The following is a 17,522-nucleotide window of genomic DNA, read 5'->3' as shown; positions in this document are numbered from 1 at the left end:
CGGGACGCCCGCCGCCAGCCGGGCGGTGTTACTGGATTTCGATGTGATAGCAACCGTTGCTGTTGCGTTCGTCGATGAAGCGGGTCACCCGTGGGCGGATCGCGTTGACGAACAACGGGCCGTTGCTGGCGTTGAACGCCCCGGCGCCGAGGTCGGCCACGTTGACGGTGGCCGGGTCCGCGCAGTGCCGGGAGACGTTCTGCGGGCCCTGACGGTTGATTTCCTGTTCCATGGCGGTCTGGATGGCGGCGCTGTTGGCGAGGATCTGCGCCCGGGTGAGTCCCTGGGTCTGCTGGACGAACACGTTGATGACGGCGTCGCCGGCGGCGGCGTAGAGCGCCAGTTGGTTGTTGACGTTGACGTTGATCGGGTTCGCCGCGTTGGTGAGGTTCTGGAACATCGCCCGTGCCTGGTCGGCGGGGGTGCGGGCGGTGCTGGTGATGGTGACGGTGCGCTGGCCGGCGGCGCGCAGGCTGTCCTTGACGATGTCGATGGTGGCCGGCCGCAGGGCCGCGGCGTCGGCGTTGGGTCCGAAGGCCACCTGCACGTCGGCGAGGGCGCCGACCCGGCTGGGACTGGCGACGGCGATCAGGTGGGTGACGCCGACCGGGTCGTCGGCCAGCAGGTTACCGGCGATGCGGATCGGCCCGTGTGAGCCGGCTGTGGTGCCGGCGGGGACGGACTGGCTGAAGATGGGCGCGCCGAGGCGGTTGGCGTGGCCGGGGCCGTTGGCCCAGTACACGTCGATGGTGCCGGCCTGCTTCAGGTCGCCGTTCTCGATGGTGTAGGTGAGGTCCATGCCGCCCGCGGTGGTGTTCCAGGCGAGGCTCGGGCGGATCTGGTCGCGTACCTCCTCGACGAAGTCGACGACGACCTGCGAGTCGTACAGGTCGTCGCCGACGTTCGCCACGCCGAGGTCGACCTGGATGGTGTCCCCGGCCTTGTCCACGGGCAGGGTGATGTCCCGCCAGCCGGTGGCGCCGCTGCCGTAGTCGAACTGGCCGAGGCCGAGGCCGTTCATGCTGTTGGCCTCGGCGGCTGACCCGCCGCCCTGTTGGCTGCGCAGGGAGACGCGGAAGTAGTCGTTCCACTGGCTGCCGAAGTAGCCGCCGGGGACCTCGCTGGTGATGAACCGGTAGCGGATGCGTACCGCGGTGACGTCCGCGTCGGTGGTGAACGTGCGGGAGATCGACTGTTCGCCCTCACCGGCGGTGCCGAGGATGAGGTCGTTGTCGACGATGGACGTCGCCGAGGACGCGGCGGCGGTGGTCGGCTTGGCGGGGGTCATCGTGGGCGCGGCGGTGCGGGTGCCGCGTGGGGCGGCCAGGCCGGCCGGGGCGGCGCCGGGGATGCCTTCCACGTGGGGGCTGATGGTGACCGGGGCGGTGCCGGTGTTCCAGCCGGCGGTGCCCTGGCTGAAGTCATTGTTGGCGATCGTGCTGGGCGGGGCGAAGCCGCGCAGGGTGATCCGCACGGATCCGTCGCCGGCGTACAGGCCGGCGACGCCGTGCCGGTTGCCGCTCGCGGTGGCCTGCACCAGGACGGTGCGGGAGGGCACGTTCGGTACGACCGCCTGGCCGGTGGCGGTGGTCTGTTCGGCGTACACGGCCTGGTCGTCGGTGAGGCTGACCCGTACGACGACGGGTTCGGTGACCGGCGCGCCGGTCTCGTTGACGACGGTGACCCGCAGGGTGTTGGGCCCGGCCCAGACGGTGGCCTGGTGGTGCAGGGGGCGGCCGAGGGCGTCGACGCTGGTGAGGCGTAGGTCGTTGCGGCCGTCGGTGAGCGCGGTGGTCGCGGTGACGCGGTTGCGGTCGACGGTGACGCGGCCGGCGGGTACGGGCTTGTTGTTGACGGTGAGTGTGGTCTCGGCCGGGTCGTCGTAGAAGTCGGCGCCGGTGAGGTTGAACGCCACGGGCGCGGACACGGCGTTGAATCCGGTCGGTGACACGTCGGTCAGCGTGAGCGCGCCGGCGGGCAGGTCGGTGTCGAGTGGGTTCTCGACGGTCAGCCGCAGCCGGGTCGCGGCGCCGAGATTGAGGGCGGCGGTGATCCGGTCGAGCAGGTTGATGGTGCCGTCGCGGTTCACGTCGGCCCAGGGCGAGTATTTCGGCGTGCCGTATCTGGTGCCGGCGAGGGAGTCGATCAGGGTGAGGTCGTCGTGGTTGACCTGGTAGTCGGCGTTGGCGTCGCCGGTGAGGGACGCGGTGAGCCGGTACGCGCCGGAGGTGTTCTTCTCGGATCTGATGAGCACCTCGTAGGCGCCGCCGGGGGTGAGGGCGGCGACGGTGTAGCTGGACTTGCTGCCGGGGGTGTCGTGCCGGTAGGGCACCGAGACGTACGGCGGGGGCCCGGATTTGGAGCGGACCACGATCATGCCGGGGTCCAGGGTGCTGCCGGATGCGGCGTCGAGGGTGAACCCGACCAGGATCGGGCCGAGTCCGGAGTGGGTGTAGTCCTCGCGGGCGAGGTTGAAGGCCACGACGCCTTGTTGCCCGGCCCGCAGTTCGCCGGTGCTCTCGGCGTAGACCGCGCTGGCCGGGGGGTCCCCGGGTGCGGGCGCGGCCGCCGCCGCGGGCGCGGCCGGTGCGACGATGCACAGCGCCGCCAGCGCCATCAGTGATCGAGTACGTCTCATGTTCCCTCCATGCTTCGGGCGCGCCTGTCCACAGTGGGCGTCGCCTGATCCAGAGGGGGAAAGTAACAGCGTGATTACTCACCGCACATCATCCGTTGGCAGCGGCGGCCGCGTCGATTGACGATCGTGTATGACGTGTCGGAGGGGCTCCGGTGTCCGTCGCGGCGGACGCATCCGCCGCGACGGACGCCGGTCAAGGGACCGAAACAGTCGGGCTGGTGTCAGAAGTAGTCGAGCAGGTGTGCCGGACCGCCGGCGGCGATGAACCCGCGCACGTCCAGGTGCAGAGCGGGTGCGATGGTGGTGCGGTGCAGCTCGGCGGCGCCGTCGGCGACCTCCAGGCGCCAGGCGCCGGTGTTCCAGTCGGCGAGTTCGTCGTGGAGAGTGAAGTCGACGCCGCCGCGGGCGTGGGCCGGCCAGCCGCGCAGGCGAACGGCGCGGGCGACGTCGACGGGCCGGTGCATCCAGGTCTGCTGGTGGTGTTCGCGGGCGGCCTCGACGGGCAGGTGGGCGGTGACGGCGTCGCCGTCGAGCAGGCGCAGCCGCAGGGTGGGGGTGACGCTGCGCCAGGTGGCGAGCACACCGACGAGTTCGCGGGCGGCCTCGGCGGTGGGTGGCGAGGGCGTCTTTGACGGTGAGTACCGCCTCGGGGCCGTAGCCGCGGCCGCGGTCCCAACTGGCGTAGGCGACGAGGGCGCCGTCGTGTTCGACGAGGGTGACGCCGTCGGCGGGCAGCTCGGTGGTGGCGCCGAAGCGCGGCGGTGGGCAGGGCGCGGGCGACGCCGCGGCCGCGGGCCTCGGGGGCGACGGCGACGCCGCCGACGGCGGTGGCGGGCACGATCCGTCCCGACCACCACTGGTCGTGGTGCAGGTCGGCGGCCTTGCCGCGCAGCCGGCCGTCGGCGTCGAACGCGCCGTAGCGGGTCATGCCGGGTGTTTGCTGGGTGGCGTGCGGTGGCGGTTGCGGGTCGGAGCCGAAGGCGTCGCGGCCGAGGGCCAGGCGGCGGGCAGGTCGTCGAGGGTGAGTTCGCGGACGTCGAAGCTGGGGCGCATCGAATCGACGGTAGTCGGGGTCACTGCGGGGGGATGTGGGCCACCCCGATGCGCTTGCGGAACACCCAGTAGGTCCAGCCCTGGTAGGCCAGCACGATCGGGGTGAACACGACCGCCACCCAGGTCATGATCTTCAGGGTGTAGGGGGTGGACGCGGCGTTGGTGGCGGTGAGGGTGCCGGCGGGGTCCAGGGTGGAGGGCAGCACGTTGGGGAACAGCGCGGCGAACAGGGTGGCCACGGCCAGGGCGATGGCCACGGCGGTGCCGGTGAACGCCCAGCCTTCCCGGCGTACCCGGGCGGCGGCGAGGCCGGCGAGCAGGGCGAGGGCCGCGCCGACGGCGAGCACGACGGCGGTGGTGCTGGAGCGGATGGTCAGGGTCCAGGTCAGGAACGCCACCGTGACCACGGCGGTGCCGGCGCCGAGCTTGACCGCGAGGGCGCCCGCCCGTTCGCGGATGTCGCCGGTGGTTTTGAGGGCGAGGAACACGGCGCCGTGGGTGAGGAACAGACCCAGGGTGGTCAGGCCGCCGAGCAGGGCGTACGGGTTGAGCAGGTCGAGCAGGCCGCCGGCGTACTCGTGGTCGGCGGACAGGGGCACGCCGCGCAGGATGTTGGCGAAGGCGACGCCCCACAGGATCGCCGGCAGCAGGGAGCCGAGGAAGATGGCCTGGTCCCAGCGGCGTTTCCAAGCCTGCTCGGGGCGCTTGTGCCGGTATTCGAAGGCGACGCCGCGGGCGATGAGGGCGAGCAGGATGAGCAGCAGGGGCAGGTAGAAGCCGGAGAAGAGGGTGGCGTACCACTCGGGGAAGGCGGCGAACATGGCGCCGCCGGCGGTGATCAGCCAGACCTCGTTGCCGTCCCAGACGGGTCCGATGGTGTTGATCAGGACGCGGCGTTCCCGGTCGTCGCGGCCGAGGACGGGCAGGAGCATGCCGACGCCGAAGTCGAAGCCTTCGAGGATGAAGTAGCCGGTGAAGAGCACGGCGACGAGGAGAAACCAGACGGTTGTCAGTTCCACGGTGGGCTCCGGTCAGTAGGCGAAGGCGAGCGGGCGCTCGGCGTCGTCGGTGTCGTCGGGTGCGGGCGCCGGGGTGAGGTCGGGTACGCCGGCCTTGGCGTAGCGGATCAGCAGTTTGCACTCGATCACGGCGAGGGTGGCGTAGATGAGGGTGAAGGCGGTGAAGGAGGTGAGCACCTCGGTCAGGGTGACGCTGCGGGAGACGCCGTCGCGGGTGAGCATCTCGCCGAAGACGATCCACGGCTGGCGGCCCATCTCGGTGAAGATCCAGCCGAAGGAGTTGGCCACCAGCGGCAGGATCGGCATGACCAGGCCGGCGCGCAGCAGCCACCGGCTGGTGGGGGTGCGGCCCTTGCGCTGGGTCCAGAGCACGAGCAGGGCGATCGCGGCGGCGGCAAGCCCGAAGGCGATCATGAAGCGGAAGCTCCAGTAGGTGACCGGGATGATCGGGGTGTAGCTGCCGGGGCCGTACTGGGCGGCGTACTGGGCCTGCAGGTCGTTGATGCCGTGCACGGTGCCGTTGGGGTCGCCGGTGCCGAGGAACGACAGCAGGTACGGGATCTTGATGGCGAAGATCTCGCGGCTGCCGTCGAGGCTGCCGACGGTGAGCACGGAGAACGAGGCGGGGCTCTCGGTGGTGTAGAGGCCTTCGGCGGCGGCCATCTTCATGGGCTGCACGTCGGTCATGATCTTGCCTTGGATGTCGCCGGTGAGCGCCACCAGCGCCGAGGAGACGAGCACCACCCAGGAGCCGAACCGGGTGGCGAAGCGGTAGGCGTCGGTGTCGGCGCTGTCGCGGTGTCGGATGAGGTGGTAGAGGCCGACGGCGACGATCAGCGACCCGGCGACCAGGAACGCCCCGGCGAGGGTGTGCGGGAAGGTGATCAGGGCGAGCTTGTTGGTGAGCACGGCGAGGAAGTCGGTCAGCTCGGCGCGGCCGGTGGTGGGGTTGATCCGGTAGCCGACCGGGTTCTGCATGAACGAGTTCGCAGCGAGGATGAAGTAGGCGGACAGGTTGGTGCCGATGGCGGCGGCCCAGATGGCGGCCAGGTGCAGCCGTTTGGGCAGCCGGTCCCAGCCGAAGATCCACAGGCCGATGAAGGTCGACTCGAGGAAGAAGGCGACCAGCGCCTCGATGGCCAGGGGGGCGCCGAAGATGTCGCCGACGAAGCGGGAGTAGTCGCTCCAGTTCATGCCGAACTGGAACTCCTGCACGATGCCGGTGACCACGCCCATCGCGAAGTTGATGAGGAAGAGCTTGCCGTAGAACTTGGTCAGTCTCAGGTACCGCTCGTTGCCGGTGCGGTGCCACAGGGTTTGCAGGATGGCCACCAGGACCGACAGGCCGATGGTTAGCGGCACGAAGAGAAAGTGGTAGACGGTGGTGACACCGAACTGCCAGCGGGCGACGTCCAACGCGTCCACCTGAAACCCCCAGCCGTGCATACTACGAGACGTAGTAAATACTACCCGGCGTCGTAGAAGGGTCGGCAGGGCCGGAGGCCCCGACCCGACCCGGGACCAATGACCTTGATCACCTCGGGCCGCACGGCCCCCCGGACCGGGTCTCCCACCCGCCCGTACGCGTGCGACCATCCAGCAACGATGGACACCCCGAAAACCCCCTGGCGCGCACCGCTGCTGTGGCGTGCCGCGCAACTGCTCGCCCGCGTCGTCGTCGGCCTGCTGGGCCGCCTCGAGGTCACCGGCGACGTGCCGGTGCGGCTGCGCCACGGGCCGCTGATCCTGGCCGCCAACCACATCAGCCCGTTCGACCCGGTGGTGCTCGCCGCCGCCTGCCGGGCGCGCGGCATCGCGCCGCGGATCATGGCCACCGGCGGGCTGTTCCGCGCTCCCGTGGTCGGCCCGCTGATGCGCCGCGCCGGGCACATCCGCGTCGACCGGGGCACCACCTCCGTGCACCAGGCCCTGGAGGTCGCCGCCGCGGCCGTGGCCGGCGGTTCGGTGGTGCTGCTCTATCCGGAGGGGCGTATCGGCCTGGACCCCGGGATGTGGCCCGAACGCGGCAAGACCGGCGCCGCCCGGCTCGCCTTCGCCAGCGGCGCCCCCGTCGTCCCCGTCGCCCAGTGGGGCTCCCACGAGGTGCTGCCCTACCAGGCGCCCAAGGGTCTGCTGGGCGGTGTGGCCCGGGCGCTCGCGCGGCGCCCGGTGATCCGGGTGCACTTCGGCGCCCCGGTGGTGCTGAGCCACCTGAACCCGGGCACGCCCGGCGCCGCCCGGCGAGCCACCGACCGGATCATCGACGCGATCACCGACAACCTGGCGCCGCTGCGCCCCACCGAGCCGTACTGGCCGCGCCACGTCGACCCCAGCCGCCCGGCCGACACCACCCGCTCCCACCGCCGCCCGCCGAGGGGCTGAACGGCCCGGCGCGGCTCAGGCGGCGGCGAGGCGGGCGTCCAGCGCGGCCAGGTCAGGCACGAACCACACGTGGCCGTGGCGGTTCGACTCGGTCACCAGGGCGCGCAGCGCCGCGCTGGCCGCCAGGTGCGCGCTGATGTCGCCGACCACGACCAGCCGCAGCCGGTAGTTCACGAACTTCTGCATGATCTCCCCGGCGAAGCGGGTGCCCAGGGTGAAGAAGCTCGGGTCGAGCCGGCTGGCGGGAACGGCGACCACCTCGGCGCCGGCGAAGGCCGCGCCGATCAGGTCGAGGGCCTGCTCGGTGGTGGCCACCGGCGGCCCGGCCGGGTCGCAGACCAGCACCGGCACCCCGGCCCGCTCCTGGATCACGTCAGGCATCGGACGCCTCCTGCGCGAGCAGGCCGTTGTCGCCGTTCAGAACCGCGTCGAGCAGGTGCAGCAGGTCGGCGGTCGCGGCGGCGTCGCCCAGGATCACAAGTTTCATGCGGTGGCGCTCCTCGTCGTAAACGGTCTGTACGCGCAGCGGGTGCGCGGGGTCGTGGCCGGTGTTGACTCCGGCGAGCACCAGGGTGGCGAGCCGATCGGCGGCGGCCCGGTCGACACCGTCGACCTGCACGATGCTCGACACCTCCAGCGCCGGCTGGCCGGCCGGCGGCGGCTCGGGGCGGCCGGTCAACGCGTCGAGGTCGGTGCGGGCGATCCGATACTGCTTGCCGATGCGTACCGCCCGCAGTCGGCCGGCGCGGATGTAGCCGCGCACGGTGCGCACGTGCAGGCCGAGCAGTTCGGCCACCTGCTCAACCGAATACAGATCGTTACTCATCGCGCCGTATCCTACGCACAATTGGGAAGGATGGGGAAGTTGGGTGGCGCGACGCCGGCCGGTCACCCCACCGTCATCCACGCGCGGCATACTGCCGGCGTGCAGCCCCGCCACGGCTACCTCGACGCCCCCGCGCCCCTCGCCTTCGCCCACCGCGGCGGCGCGGCCGACGGCGACGAGAACACCGCCGCCGCGTTCGCCCGGGCCATCGCCCTGGGCTACCGGTACGTGGAGACCGACGTGCACGCCACCGCCGACGGCGTGCCGGTGATCTTCCACGACGCCACCCTGCGCCGGGTCACCGGCGAGCCGGGGCGCATCGCCGAGCTGCGCTTCGCCGACCTGGCCTCGATACGCGTCGGCGGCGCCGCCGTCGTCCCCCGCCTCGACGAGGTCCTCGCCGCCTGGCCCGAGGTCCGGTTCAACATCGACGTCAAGGCCGACAGCGGCGTCGAACCGACCCTCGGCACGGTCACCCGGGGTGGCGCCGGCGACCGGGTGCTGCTGGCCTCGTTCAGCGACGCCCGGCTGGCCCGGCTGCGCGCCCTGGCCGGGCCGAAGATCGCCACCAGCCTCGGCATGCGCGCGGTGGCCCGGCTGCGGATGGCCTCCCTGCACGGGCGGCCGCTGCGGCTGCCTCCGTCCGTGGTCGCCGCCCAGGTCCCCGTCCGGTACGGGCGCATCCCGGTGGTCGACCGGCGGTTCGTCGCGTACTGCCACCGGATCGGGTTGCAGGTGCACGTCTGGACCATCGACGAACCCGCGCAGATGCACCACTTACTTGATCTCGGGGCGGATGGCATCATGACCGATCATGTCGGCGTGCTGCGCGACGTCTACCGCAGCCGCGGCCACTGGGCCGCCTGAGTCAGAGGAACCCGATGGCCGAAACGGTCGCCCCCACCGTCGCCGAGCCCGCCCAGCCGGGCAGCACCCGCCGCGAGCGCACGGGCTGGTACTTCTACGACTGGGCGAACTCCGCCTTCCAGACCACCGTGATCACGGTGTTCCTCGGGCCGTTCCTCACCACGGTCACGAAGCTGGCCGCCGGCTGCGAGCTGGGCGCCGACAGCTGCGACGGGTACGTGCACCCGCTGGGCATCCAGGTCGCCCCCGGCTCCTACTACCCCTACCTTGTCTCGCTGTCGGTCCTGCTCACCGTCTTCGTGCTGCCCGTGATCGGGGCGGTGGCCGACCGGACCGTGCACAAGAAGCGGCTGCTGGGCCTGGCCGCGTTCGTCGGCGCCGGGGCGACCATCGCGTTCGCCTTCGTCACCGCCGAGCGATACCTGCTCGGCGGGGCGCTGTTCCTGATCGCCAACATCGCCTTCGGCGCGTCCATCGTCGTCTACAACTCGTTCCTGCCGCAGCTCGGCGGACCCGACGACCGCGACACCATCTCCAGCCGCGGCTGGGCCATCGGCTACCTCGGCGGCGGGCTGCTGCTCGCGTTGAACCTCGTCGCGGTCAGCCTGCTCACCCAGGAGGGCAACCCGCAGCGCACCCTGGACCTGGCCCGCTGGTCCATCGTGTCGGCCGGGGTGTGGTGGGCGGTGTTCACTCTGGTGCCGCTGCGCTGGCTGCGGGAGCACCCCACCGCCGAGGCGCTGCGCGGCGGCGGCAACGTGCTCACCGACGGGTTCCGGCAGCTCGGCCGCACCCTGCGGGAGATCAAGGCGTACCCGCTGACGCTGTTCTTCCTGCTCGCGTTCCTGGTCTTCAACGACGGTATCCAGACCGTCATCACCCTGGCCAGCCAGTACGGCACCGAGGAACTGCGGCTGGAGCAGAGCACCCTGATCGCGACGATCCTGCTGGTGCAGTTCCTCGCCTTCGGCGGGGCGCTGGCCCTCGGCGGCCTCGCCCGGCGCATCGGCGCCTGGAAGACCGTGCTGCTGTCCCTGGTGCTGTGGACCGCGGTGATCGTCGCCGCGTTCCGGCTGCCCGCCGAGGCGCCCCTGCCGTTCATGATCCTTGGCGGCTGCATCGGCCTGGTGCTCGGCGGCAGCCAGGCGCTGAGCCGGTCCCTGTTCAGCCAGCTCATCCCCGCCGGCAAGGAGGGTGAGTACTACGGCTTCTACGAGATCAGCGACAAGGGCACCAGCTGGCTCGGGCCGCTGGCCTTCGGGCTGGTGTTCCAGCTCACCGCCTCGTACCGGGTGGGTCTGGTCTCCCTGCTGATCTTCTTCGTGGTCGGGTTCGCGCTGCTGGCCGCCGTGCCGATGCGCCGGGCCATCGTCGCCGCCGGCAACACCCCGCCCCGGGTGCTGTAGCGCACCGACCCGATCAAAGGCGCTCGATCGACTAGGCTGCCCCGACGTGACCGACGACGACGCTGCCGCCCCGACCTGCCTGGCCCGGCCCCTCCCGGGCCCCGGCGACGACCGTCGCGGCGGCTGCGCCGCCGCCCGCGGCGTCGACGGGCGGCCGCTGCACGCCGCCGCGCTGAAGTTCTTCTGGGGGCCGATGGACTGCGGCAAGTCGACCATGGCCCTGCAGATGAACCACAACCACGCCCGGCAGGGCCGCCGAGGCCTGGTCACCACCCGCATCGACCGGTCGCTCGGCCCGCAGGTCACCACCCGCATCGGCCTGGCCCACGCCGCCGTCGAGGTCACCGACGAGCTCGACCTGCGTGACCTCGTCCGCGACGCCCTCGACCAGGGGGTACGGGTCGACTACCTGATCTGCGACGAGGCGTCCTTCTACAACCTGGACCACGTCGAGCAGATGGCCGAGCTGGTCGACGAGTACGACGTCGACGTGTACGCGTTCGGGCTGGCCACCGACTTCCGGTCCTGCCTGTTCCCCGCCGCGCAGCGGCTGTTCGAACTCGCCGACGAGGTGGCCCGCATCCAGGTCGAGGTGCTCTGCTGGTGCGGTCGGGAAGGGCGGCTCAACGCCCGGGTCGTGCAGGGGCGGGTGGTCCGCCAGGGTGAGCAGGTCGTCATCGGCGACACCGTCGACGACGCGGACGTGCGCTACCAGGTGCTCTGCCGCCGGCACTACCGCTCCGGCGACCTCGGCCCGCGCCGCTGAGCATTCAGAACGGGTCCCCGCACACCCGCCACCTGCCGTCCTCCTGCACGATCGACAGCGTCCGGTCCTCGCTGCCCCCGCCGTCGCGGGTCAACCGGGCCTTTACCGTGGCGCGTGGGATGCCCCGCTGCGTGGCCACCGACACGTCGGTGATCTCGTAGCCGCGCACCTGCGGCGGGGTACGCACCCAACTGCCGAAGCCGACCGCGCTCCACTTGCCGCGCGCCTGCCGGCACAGCCTGTCGTACGCCCGGTCGGTCTCCCCCGCGGCGACGTCGTGGAGGAAACCGTCGGCGGTCTCCCGCACCGGGCCGCCGGCCCGCCACATCACCTGCACGTTCCACAACGCCAGGCCGGCCACCCCGATCAGGCACACCCCGAAGCCGAGGCCGCCGAACAGCAGACCGGCACGGCCCGGCCGGATTCGCCGGGCCGGCCTGCTCCACTGCCGCTTGCTGCCCACCAGAAGACGGTAGGCAGCCGCACCGGCCGCGCGCAGGAAGTTCGCGCCCCTGTCGCTGACGCGACCGGATCGACTACCGTCAGCGCACAGCCTCAACGCAGGAGTCGCGGATGACCCGTTACGTGCAGCCGGCGCCCACCCCCGACGACCCGTACACGAGCGACCCGCTGCTGCGGTCCTGGCTGGAGCGGCACCTCGGCCCGGCCGGGCACGCCGCCGCGAAGGGGCGGCTGGCCGACCTGGCCGCCGACGTCGCCGGGCCGCTGCGGGCCGCGCACGCCGATGCCGAGGCCCACCCGCCCACCCTGGTCCGCTACGACCCGTGGGGCGCCCGCGTCGACCGCATCGACACGTCCGCCGGCTGGCAGGCCCAGCGGGCCGCCGCCGCCCGGCACGCCGTGGTCGCGCTGCCCTACCTGCGGTCCGCGCGCGGCACCTGGGGGGCCGCCACCCGGGTGCTCCAGCATGCCCTGCTGCACCTGTACGCCCCGGAGTCGGCCACCTTCTCCTGCCCGGTGGCCATGGCCGACGGCGCCGCCGCGCTGCTCAGCCTCCCCGAGGTCGACGGCGGCGTCCGCGACGCGTGGCTGCCCCGGCTGATCTCCACCGACCCGGGCACCGCGATCGTCAGCGGGCAGTGGATGACCGAGTCGCAGGGCGGCTCCGACCTGTCCCGCGCCAGCACCGTCGGCCGGCCCGCAGCAGACGGGTCGTGGCGGCTGACCGGCGAGAAGTGGTTCTGCTCGGCCGCCGACTCGGCGATGGCCGTCGCGCTGGCCCGGCCCGACGGCGCCGGCCGGGGCAGCCGGGTGCTCGCGCCGTTCCTGGTGCCCCGCTACGCGGCGGACTCCCCCCTGGCCGGCGCCACCGTCGCCGCCGACGCGCCGGCTCCCGGGGTGAGGGTGCACCGGCTCAAGGACAAGCTGGGCACCTGGGCGCTGCCCACCGCCGAGATCGGGCTGCGTGACGCGTACGCGCTGCCGCTGGGTGACCCGGCCATGCCCGGGCTGGTCCGGGCGATGACCCTGGTGGTGGTGACCCGGGTGCACAACGCCTCCGCCGCCGCGTCCGGCATGCGCCGGGGCCTGGCCTACGCCCGGGCGTACGCGCGGGCGCGGCAGGTCGCCGACGGGCGACTCGCCGACTCGCCGCTGCACCGGGCGACCCTCGGCGCTCTCGCGGTCGACACGGCCGGCGCGTTCGTCCTTGCCGGGCACGCGTTCACGCTGCTCGGCCGGGTCGAGGTGGGCGGTGACCCGGACGCCGCCGCGGAGCTGCGGGTGGTGGCGCCGCTGGCGAAGCTGGCCACCGGGCGGCTCGCCGTGGCCTGCGCCAGCGAGTACGTGGAGGCGTTCGGCGGCGCCGGCTACGTCGAGGACACCGGGGTGCCGCGGCTGCTGCGCGACGCGCAGGTCCTGCCGATCTGGGAGGGCACCACCAACGTGCTCGCCCTGGACGTACTGCGCGCGGTCGCCCGGGAGGACGCCGGCGTGCCGCTGCTGCGCCGGCTGACCGCCGCCGTCGGCCTGGCCCGACAGCTCTCCCCGGCCCTGGCCGACACCCTGGCCGCGGTGACCGACGAGCTGCGGACCCGGCTCGGCGAGGTCACCGCCGACCCGACCGCCGTCGAGGTGGTCGCCGGGGCGCGCGGGCTGGCGCTGCGGGCGGCGTACGCGCTGACCACCGCGCTGCTGGTGGAGCACGCGGCGTGGGGTGACGAGCAGGCCGAGGTGGCGGCCCGGCTCTGGGCGCGGCGCCGGCTGCGGCACGAGGACATCGCCGCCGACGCCCACCGGCACCTCGACCTGCTGTGGTGAAAGATCCGCGCGGTACCTGCCAGAGGATGTCAGGATCCGCCGACAGGATGGGCGACATGACAGTGCACGCCGACCTCGCGATGGTCAACCTCGACAGCTCCGACCCGGCTACCCACGCCGCGTTCTACGCCCGCGCCCTCGGCTGGGAGGTCACCCACAGCCAGGCCGAATACGCCATGATCAGCAAGGACGGGACCTCGATCGGTTTCGGCCTGGTGGCCGGGTACGCCCCGCCGGCCTGGCCCGACGAGAGCGCCGGCAAGCGCTACCACCTCGACCTGTACGTCGACGACCTGACCGTCGCGGAGAAGGACCTCCTGGCGGCCGGCGCGACGAGGCCGGACTTCCAGCCCGGCGGCGAGCGGTGGACGGTGCTGCTCGACCCGATCGGCCAGCCGTTCTGCATCTGCCCGCGCCCGCAAAGCTGAGGCGCGGTCTGCCGGCCGGGCAGCGCCCGCGGGGCCGCTGCCCGGCGCCGGAAGCGAGGACTTCCTGTCTTCCTCGTTCCCGGTACAAACCCGCGCCGGTCTCCTAAGGTTTGGCATCAAACCGGACAAAGGGGACTAAATGGTCACGCGTAGGCGGGTTTTGGTGGCCGGCACGGCGGCCGGCACCACCGTGTTGCTCGGCACCGACATGTCGTGGGCCGCGCCCTCGCGGTCCGCGCCCGCCACGCTGGACCCCCTGGGCATCCCGAAGTACGTCACCCCGTTGACGATCCCGCCCGCCATGCCCACGGTCGACGGAGCAAAGCACTCCTCGCTCGACGTGTACGAGATCGGCGTCCGGCAGTTCCGCCAGCAGGTCCTCCCGCCCACCCTGCCGAAGACCACCGTCTGGGGTTACGGCTCGGTCGCGCATCCGCAGACGTTCAGCTATCCCGGGTTCACGATCAACGCGTGCGTCAACCGACCCACCCGGGTGACCTGGATCAACCAGCTCGTCGACAGCAAGGGGCGGTTCCTGCCGCCGCTGCTACCGGTCGACCCCACCCTGCACTGGGCCAACCCGCCGGGCGGCATCTCCGGACACCACTCGGGGTGGCCGACGACGGCACGCTCGAAGTTCCGCCCCTAGAGCGGGCGGAACTGACCGGCTGGTACCGGTTGGGGCCGACCCCCGGGGAGATCGGCAACGCGCTCATCGTCGGCCACGTCGACTCGCGGCGAACCGGAGCAGCCGTCTTCTACCGCCTCAGCGCGCTGCGGCCGGGCGACGGCATCGCCGTGACCCGTGCCGACGGATCGGTCGCGCGGTTCACGGTGGAGCGCACCGAGCGATACCCGAAGTCGTCCTTTCCGGCGGACCTCGTCTACGGCTCGAATCCGAAGCCGAGCCTGCGCCTCGTCACCTGTGGAGGTCAGTTCGACCGCGGCACGCGCTCGTACCTGGACAACATCATCGTGTCCGCGACCCTCACCTCGTGGGCGAGCGCCTGACTCTACCCCCGGCGGCGGGCCCGGGCGGCCCAGATGACGTACGCCGGATCCCGGTCCAGGTTGTGCCGGTCCCGATCGTAGCGGCGGGTGGTGCGTGGGTCGGCGTGCCCCATGGCGTCCTGCACGTCCTCCAGCGGCACCCCCTCGTCACGGGCGGTGGTGGCGAACGCGTGCCGCAGCGAGTGCGGCGACAGCTTCGCCCAGGCGGGAATGCCGGCGGCCTGGGCGAGGCGGCGGACCAGCCGGAACACCGAATGCCGGTCCAGTCGGGCGCCGGTGGCGGTGACCAGCAGCGGGCCGGTCAGCTCGGGCACGGTCACCTGCTGGGCGGCGGCCCGCGCGGCCAGGTAGGCGTCGACGGCGTACGCGGTGCCGGGGGTGAGCGCCCGACGACGGACCTTGCCGCCCTTGCCGACGAACCGGACGCTGCGGTGCCCCCGCTCGGCGCCCAGGTCGGCCAGGTCCAGCGAGATCAGCTCGCCGACCCGCAACCCCAGGTCGGCCAGCAGCGCGATCGTGGCCCGGTTGCGGGCGGCGGTCGGGCCGGTGTCCGCCTCGGCGGCGGCGAGCAGCGCGTCGACCTCTTGCGGGGTCAGGCCGACCGTCGCCGAGTGGTCCCGGTCGACGCGGGGACGGTCGGCGGCGGCCACCGGGTTGGTCTCCACCGCCCGCAGTTTGACCAGGAAGTCGTACCAGCTGGACAGGGCGGACAGGCGGCGGGCGACGGTGGCCGGGGTGAGCGGCCGGCCGCTGCGCGAGCCCAGCGTGGACTCCAACTCCCGGCCGTAGGCGTTGACGTCGAGGAAGGTGGCCCGCAGCGGATCGAGGCCCCGCCCGGCGCACCAGCCCAGCCAGCCGGCGACATCCCGCCGGTACGCGTCGCGGGTGTGTTCGGACAGCCGCCGGTTGCGCAGCCACGCCTCGGTGAAGTCGACCGGCCCGCTCGGCAGCGCGGGACCGGCCGAACCGCGCGGCAGAACCTCGGAACGCAGCATGCGAGGAAGCTTCTCAGCCGGCGGGACGAAGTGCGACGAGGCGCGCCCACGAAGATCAGATCGCCTCGACCACCAGTCGGCCGTCGGCGATCCGCCAGCGCCGGTCGAAGCCCACCGCCTCGGCGAACCACGTGTCGTGGCTGACCATGACCACCGTGCCCCGGAACTCGCGCAGCGCCGCCTCGACCACGTCGAGGGAGTCGAAGTCCAGATAGTTGGTGGGTTCGTCGAGCAGCAGCACCCGGGCCGGGCTGTTGACCATGACCGCCAGCAGCAGCCGGCGCAGTTCGCCGGCCGACAGGGTACGCAGCCGGGCGTGCCACTGGTCCGGCCCGAACAGGTAGCCGTCGAGCAGGCGCTCCGCGTCGTCGACGTACACGGGCACCTGGGAGCGGAAGTAGTCCACGACGGTGACGTCGGTGCGCAGCGCGTCGTGGGTCTGCGGCAGCAGCGCGACACCGGTCGTGGCCTCGACCCGGCCGGCATCGGGGTCACGCCGGCCGGCGAGGACCCGCAGCAGGGTGGTCTTACCGGCCCCGTTCGGGCCGGTCAGCAGGATCCGGTCGCCGCCGCGCGCGCTCAACTCGGCCCGGCGCAGCAGCGTCCGGCCGCCAGCGGTCAGGGTCAGGTCGCAGGCCCGCAGCACCTCGGCGTCCGCGGGCGGCTCCTGCGGGAACGCCAGGGCCAGGCTCGGCCGGGTACGCGGCTGCGCCAGCCAGCGGATCGACGCCATCTGCCGCAGCAGGCGCCGCTCCCGAGCCTTGGCCTTCTTCGCCACCTTCTTGGCGTAGCGGCGCTGCTGGTCGGCGCCGAGGCCGCTGCGCACCGACTCCTCCACCCCGCGGGCCTGCTGTTTGGTGCGGTCGATGTCGGCCAGCCAGCGGCGGTGGTCCTTCTGCTGTGCCTCGTAGTCCAGCAGCAGCCGCTGCCAGCGGCGCACCTTTTCGGCCCGGTAGTCGGTGTATCCGCCGGGGTAGGTCTGCGGCTCGTCGTGGATGCCGTCCAACTCGACGATGCGCTGCACGGTCCGGTCGAGGAACGCCCGGTCGTGGCTGACCACCAGCACCCCGCCGGGAAACCCGGTGAGCCAGTCGCCGAGCCAGGCGATCCCGTCGGCGTCGAGGTGGTTGGTGGGCTCGTCGAGCACCAGCAGGTCGGGGGCGTCGAGCAGCACCCGGGCCAGGGTGAGTCGGGCCTGCTCACCGCCGCTGACCCGGTGCAGCGGGGTGTCGTCGGTTAGGTGGCCGACGTCGAGGCGCTGGCGGACCTCGGCGAGCCGGGCCTGCGCCCGCCAGCCGTCCAGCGCCGCCCACCGGTCCTGCGCCTGCCCGTACGCGTCGAGCGCGGCGGTGTCGCCGGCGGCGAGCCGCCGCTCCAGCTCGCGCAACGTGGCGGCGAGGGGGTGCAGCTCGCCGAGGCCGGCGGCGAGGAACTCACCGACCGTGCTGTCCGGGTCGGGCACCTGCTGGGCGAAGTAGCCGACGGTGGTGCCGGGGGCGCGTTCGACGTGCCCGGACGAGGGTGGCTCCTCGCCGGTCAGCACCCGCAGCAGGGTGGACTTGCCCACCCCGTTCGGGCCGACCAGGCCGACCCGGTCGCCGGCGTTGACGATCAGGTCAAGGTCGGTGAACAGGGGCTCGGTGTCATAGGACTTGCTGACCGACACGGCTTTCAACACGAGGTTCCTCCGCGGGACGACGGGCGGGACCGCTGCCGTGGTGGCGGCGGTCGGTGACCGTGGCGGCGGGCGCTACGCCCAGCCGCGTCCTCGCGGATCACATGTGTCGAACGGTTCCTTGCTCGGTCGGCGGCGCTGTCGAGGCCGACTCTGCCAGCCGGCGGGCCGGGCCG

The 17,522-nt window shown here is 72.6% G+C and carries 18 protein-coding genes and 1 pseudogene; 8 read left to right on the top strand and 11 right to left on the bottom strand.

What is annotated here, in order from left to right:
- Window positions 1–28: 28 nt before the first annotated feature.
- The 6 genes and pseudogenes from ABZ671_RS22290 to ABZ671_RS22265 all read right to left on the bottom strand — a co-directional run bounded on the left by ABZ671_RS22290 (window position 29) and on the right by ABZ671_RS22265 (window position 6,135).
- Window positions 29–2,638 carry a dockerin type I domain-containing protein gene (locus ABZ671_RS22290; protein WP_357861235.1) on the bottom strand — a complete coding sequence of 870 codons (2,610 nt, stop codon included), beginning with the start codon at window positions 2,636–2,638 and terminating at the stop codon, window positions 29–31.
- A 221-nt stretch (window positions 2,639–2,859) separates the two neighbouring features.
- Window positions 2,860–3,219 (bottom strand): sterol carrier protein domain-containing protein, encoded by a 360-nt coding sequence (locus tag ABZ671_RS22285; RefSeq protein WP_357861232.1) that lies wholly within the window; start codon window positions 3,217–3,219, stop codon window positions 2,860–2,862.
- A 218-nt stretch (window positions 3,220–3,437) separates the two neighbouring features.
- A pseudogene (locus tag ABZ671_RS22280) lies at window positions 3,438–3,566 on the bottom strand (GNAT family N-acetyltransferase); the annotation flags it as partial.
- Window positions 3,563–3,691, bottom strand: coding sequence for a hypothetical protein (locus ABZ671_RS22275; protein ID WP_357861229.1), 129 nt, complete (start codon window positions 3,689–3,691; stop codon window positions 3,563–3,565). The gene ABZ671_RS22275 and the pseudogene ABZ671_RS22280, both read right to left, overlap by 4 nt.
- Before the next feature lie 20 nt (window positions 3,692–3,711).
- Window positions 3,712–4,710, bottom strand: a complete 999-nt coding sequence (gene cydB, locus ABZ671_RS22270) for a cytochrome d ubiquinol oxidase subunit II (protein WP_357861226.1) — start codon at window positions 4,708–4,710, stop codon at window positions 3,712–3,714.
- Window positions 4,711–4,722: 12 nt separating this feature from the next.
- Window positions 4,723–6,135: a cytochrome ubiquinol oxidase subunit I gene (locus tag ABZ671_RS22265; RefSeq protein WP_357861224.1), complete on the bottom strand. Its 1,413-nt coding sequence runs from the start codon at window positions 6,133–6,135 to the stop codon at window positions 4,723–4,725.
- Window positions 6,136–6,315: 180 nt separating this feature from the next.
- Here ABZ671_RS22265 and ABZ671_RS22260 point away from each other — a divergent pair, with 180 nt between their 5' ends.
- Window positions 6,316–7,092, top strand: a complete 777-nt coding sequence (locus ABZ671_RS22260) for a lysophospholipid acyltransferase family protein (protein WP_357861221.1) — start codon at window positions 6,316–6,318, stop codon at window positions 7,090–7,092.
- A gap of 15 nt (window positions 7,093–7,107) precedes the next feature.
- Here the strand turns inward: ABZ671_RS22260 and ABZ671_RS22255 are convergent, their stop codons facing one another.
- Together ABZ671_RS22255 and ABZ671_RS22250 are read right to left on the bottom strand one after the other, a co-directional pair.
- Window positions 7,108–7,473: a DUF4180 domain-containing protein gene (locus ABZ671_RS22255; protein ID WP_357861218.1), complete on the bottom strand. Its 366-nt coding sequence runs from the start codon at window positions 7,471–7,473 to the stop codon at window positions 7,108–7,110.
- Window positions 7,466–7,918, bottom strand: coding sequence for a helix-turn-helix domain-containing protein (locus ABZ671_RS22250; RefSeq protein ID WP_357861214.1), 453 nt, complete (start codon window positions 7,916–7,918; stop codon window positions 7,466–7,468). The genes ABZ671_RS22255 and ABZ671_RS22250 overlap by 8 nt, the downstream gene beginning before the upstream one ends.
- A gap of 99 nt (window positions 7,919–8,017) precedes the next feature.
- Here ABZ671_RS22250 and ABZ671_RS22245 point away from each other — a divergent pair, with 99 nt between their 5' ends.
- The 3 genes from ABZ671_RS22245 to ABZ671_RS22235 all read left to right on the top strand — a co-directional run bounded on the left by ABZ671_RS22245 (window position 8,018) and on the right by ABZ671_RS22235 (window position 10,957).
- Window positions 8,018–8,785 (top strand): glycerophosphodiester phosphodiesterase family protein, encoded by a 768-nt coding sequence (locus ABZ671_RS22245; RefSeq protein WP_357861249.1) that lies wholly within the window; start codon window positions 8,018–8,020, stop codon window positions 8,783–8,785.
- A gap of 14 nt (window positions 8,786–8,799) precedes the next feature.
- Window positions 8,800–10,191: an MFS transporter gene (locus ABZ671_RS22240; protein WP_357861211.1), complete on the top strand. Its 1,392-nt coding sequence runs from the start codon at window positions 8,800–8,802 to the stop codon at window positions 10,189–10,191.
- A gap of 157 nt (window positions 10,192–10,348) precedes the next feature.
- Window positions 10,349–10,957: a thymidine kinase gene (locus tag ABZ671_RS22235; RefSeq protein ID WP_357861246.1), complete on the top strand. Its 609-nt coding sequence runs from the start codon at window positions 10,349–10,351 to the stop codon at window positions 10,955–10,957.
- 4 nt (window positions 10,958–10,961) lie between these two features.
- Here ABZ671_RS22235 and ABZ671_RS22230 read toward each other — a convergent pair whose 3' ends face one another.
- Window positions 10,962–11,420, bottom strand: coding sequence for a hypothetical protein (locus tag ABZ671_RS22230; RefSeq protein ID WP_357861208.1), 459 nt, complete (start codon window positions 11,418–11,420; stop codon window positions 10,962–10,964).
- Between the two features lie 110 nt (window positions 11,421–11,530).
- Here ABZ671_RS22230 and ABZ671_RS22225 point away from each other — a divergent pair, with 110 nt between their 5' ends.
- The 4 genes from ABZ671_RS22225 (at window position 11,531) to ABZ671_RS22210 (ending at window position 14,676) form a co-directional block, all read left to right on the top strand.
- Window positions 11,531–13,237 carry an acyl-CoA dehydrogenase family protein gene (locus tag ABZ671_RS22225; protein WP_357861205.1) on the top strand — a complete coding sequence of 569 codons (1,707 nt, stop codon included), beginning with the start codon at window positions 11,531–11,533 and terminating at the stop codon, window positions 13,235–13,237.
- Window positions 13,238–13,293: 56 nt separating this feature from the next.
- Window positions 13,294–13,665 (top strand): VOC family protein, encoded by a 372-nt coding sequence (locus ABZ671_RS22220; protein ID WP_357861202.1) that lies wholly within the window; start codon window positions 13,294–13,296, stop codon window positions 13,663–13,665.
- Window positions 13,666–13,804: 139 nt separating this feature from the next.
- Window positions 13,805–14,314 (top strand): hypothetical protein, encoded by a 510-nt coding sequence (locus ABZ671_RS22215; protein ID WP_357861199.1) that lies wholly within the window; start codon window positions 13,805–13,807, stop codon window positions 14,312–14,314.
- Complete coding sequence (locus tag ABZ671_RS22210; protein WP_357861196.1) at window positions 14,278–14,676, top strand: class F sortase; 399 nt, start codon at window positions 14,278–14,280, stop codon at window positions 14,674–14,676. The genes ABZ671_RS22215 and ABZ671_RS22210 overlap by 37 nt, the downstream gene beginning before the upstream one ends.
- Window positions 14,677–14,678: 2 nt before the next feature.
- Here ABZ671_RS22210 and ABZ671_RS22205 read toward each other — a convergent pair whose 3' ends face one another.
- Together ABZ671_RS22205 and abc-f are read right to left on the bottom strand one after the other, a co-directional pair.
- Window positions 14,679–15,671, bottom strand: a complete 993-nt coding sequence (locus ABZ671_RS22205) for a tyrosine-type recombinase/integrase (RefSeq protein WP_357861193.1) — start codon at window positions 15,669–15,671, stop codon at window positions 14,679–14,681.
- A 55-nt stretch (window positions 15,672–15,726) separates the two neighbouring features.
- Entirely contained in the window at window positions 15,727–17,349 is a 1,623-nt protein-coding gene (gene abc-f / locus ABZ671_RS22200; RefSeq protein WP_357861190.1) for a ribosomal protection-like ABC-F family protein, read from the bottom strand.
- Window positions 17,350–17,522 lie beyond the last annotated feature (173 nt).

Source organism: Micromonospora sp. NPDC006766 (assembly GCF_040636055.1).
Taxonomy (GTDB): domain Bacteria; phylum Actinomycetota; class Actinomycetes; order Mycobacteriales; family Micromonosporaceae; genus Micromonospora.
Note: the sequence above shows the minus strand (reverse complement) of the source record. Positions and strands in the feature narration are given on the sequence as shown.

Bases quoted from the DNA above. Each gene is read 5' to 3' on its own strand.
- ABZ671_RS22250 (WP_357861214.1), bottom strand. From the start codon at position 7,918: ATGAGTAACGATCTGTATTCGGTTGAGCAGGTGGCCGAACTGCTCGGC.
- ABZ671_RS22240 (WP_357861211.1), top strand. From the start codon at position 8,800: ATGGCCGAAACGGTCGCCCCCACCGTCGCCGAGCCCGCCCAGCCGGGC.
- ABZ671_RS22255 (WP_357861218.1), bottom strand. From the start codon at position 7,473: ATGCCTGACGTGATCCAGGAGCGGGCCGGGGTGCCGGTGCTGGTCTGC.
- ABZ671_RS22260 (WP_357861221.1), top strand. From the start codon at position 6,316: ATGGACACCCCGAAAACCCCCTGGCGCGCACCGCTGCTGTGGCGTGCC.
- ABZ671_RS22290 (WP_357861235.1), bottom strand. From the start codon at position 2,638: ATGAGACGTACTCGATCACTGATGGCGCTGGCGGCGCTGTGCATCGTC.
- ABZ671_RS22215 (WP_357861199.1), top strand. From the start codon at position 13,805: ATGGTCACGCGTAGGCGGGTTTTGGTGGCCGGCACGGCGGCCGGCACC.
- ABZ671_RS22205 (WP_357861193.1), bottom strand. From the start codon at position 15,671: ATGCTGCGTTCCGAGGTTCTGCCGCGCGGTTCGGCCGGTCCCGCGCTG.
- ABZ671_RS22275 (WP_357861229.1), bottom strand. From the start codon at position 3,691: ATGCGCCCCAGCTTCGACGTCCGCGAACTCACCCTCGACGACCTGCCC.
- ABZ671_RS22220 (WP_357861202.1), top strand. From the start codon at position 13,294: ATGACAGTGCACGCCGACCTCGCGATGGTCAACCTCGACAGCTCCGAC.
- ABZ671_RS22225 (WP_357861205.1), top strand. From the start codon at position 11,531: ATGACCCGTTACGTGCAGCCGGCGCCCACCCCCGACGACCCGTACACG.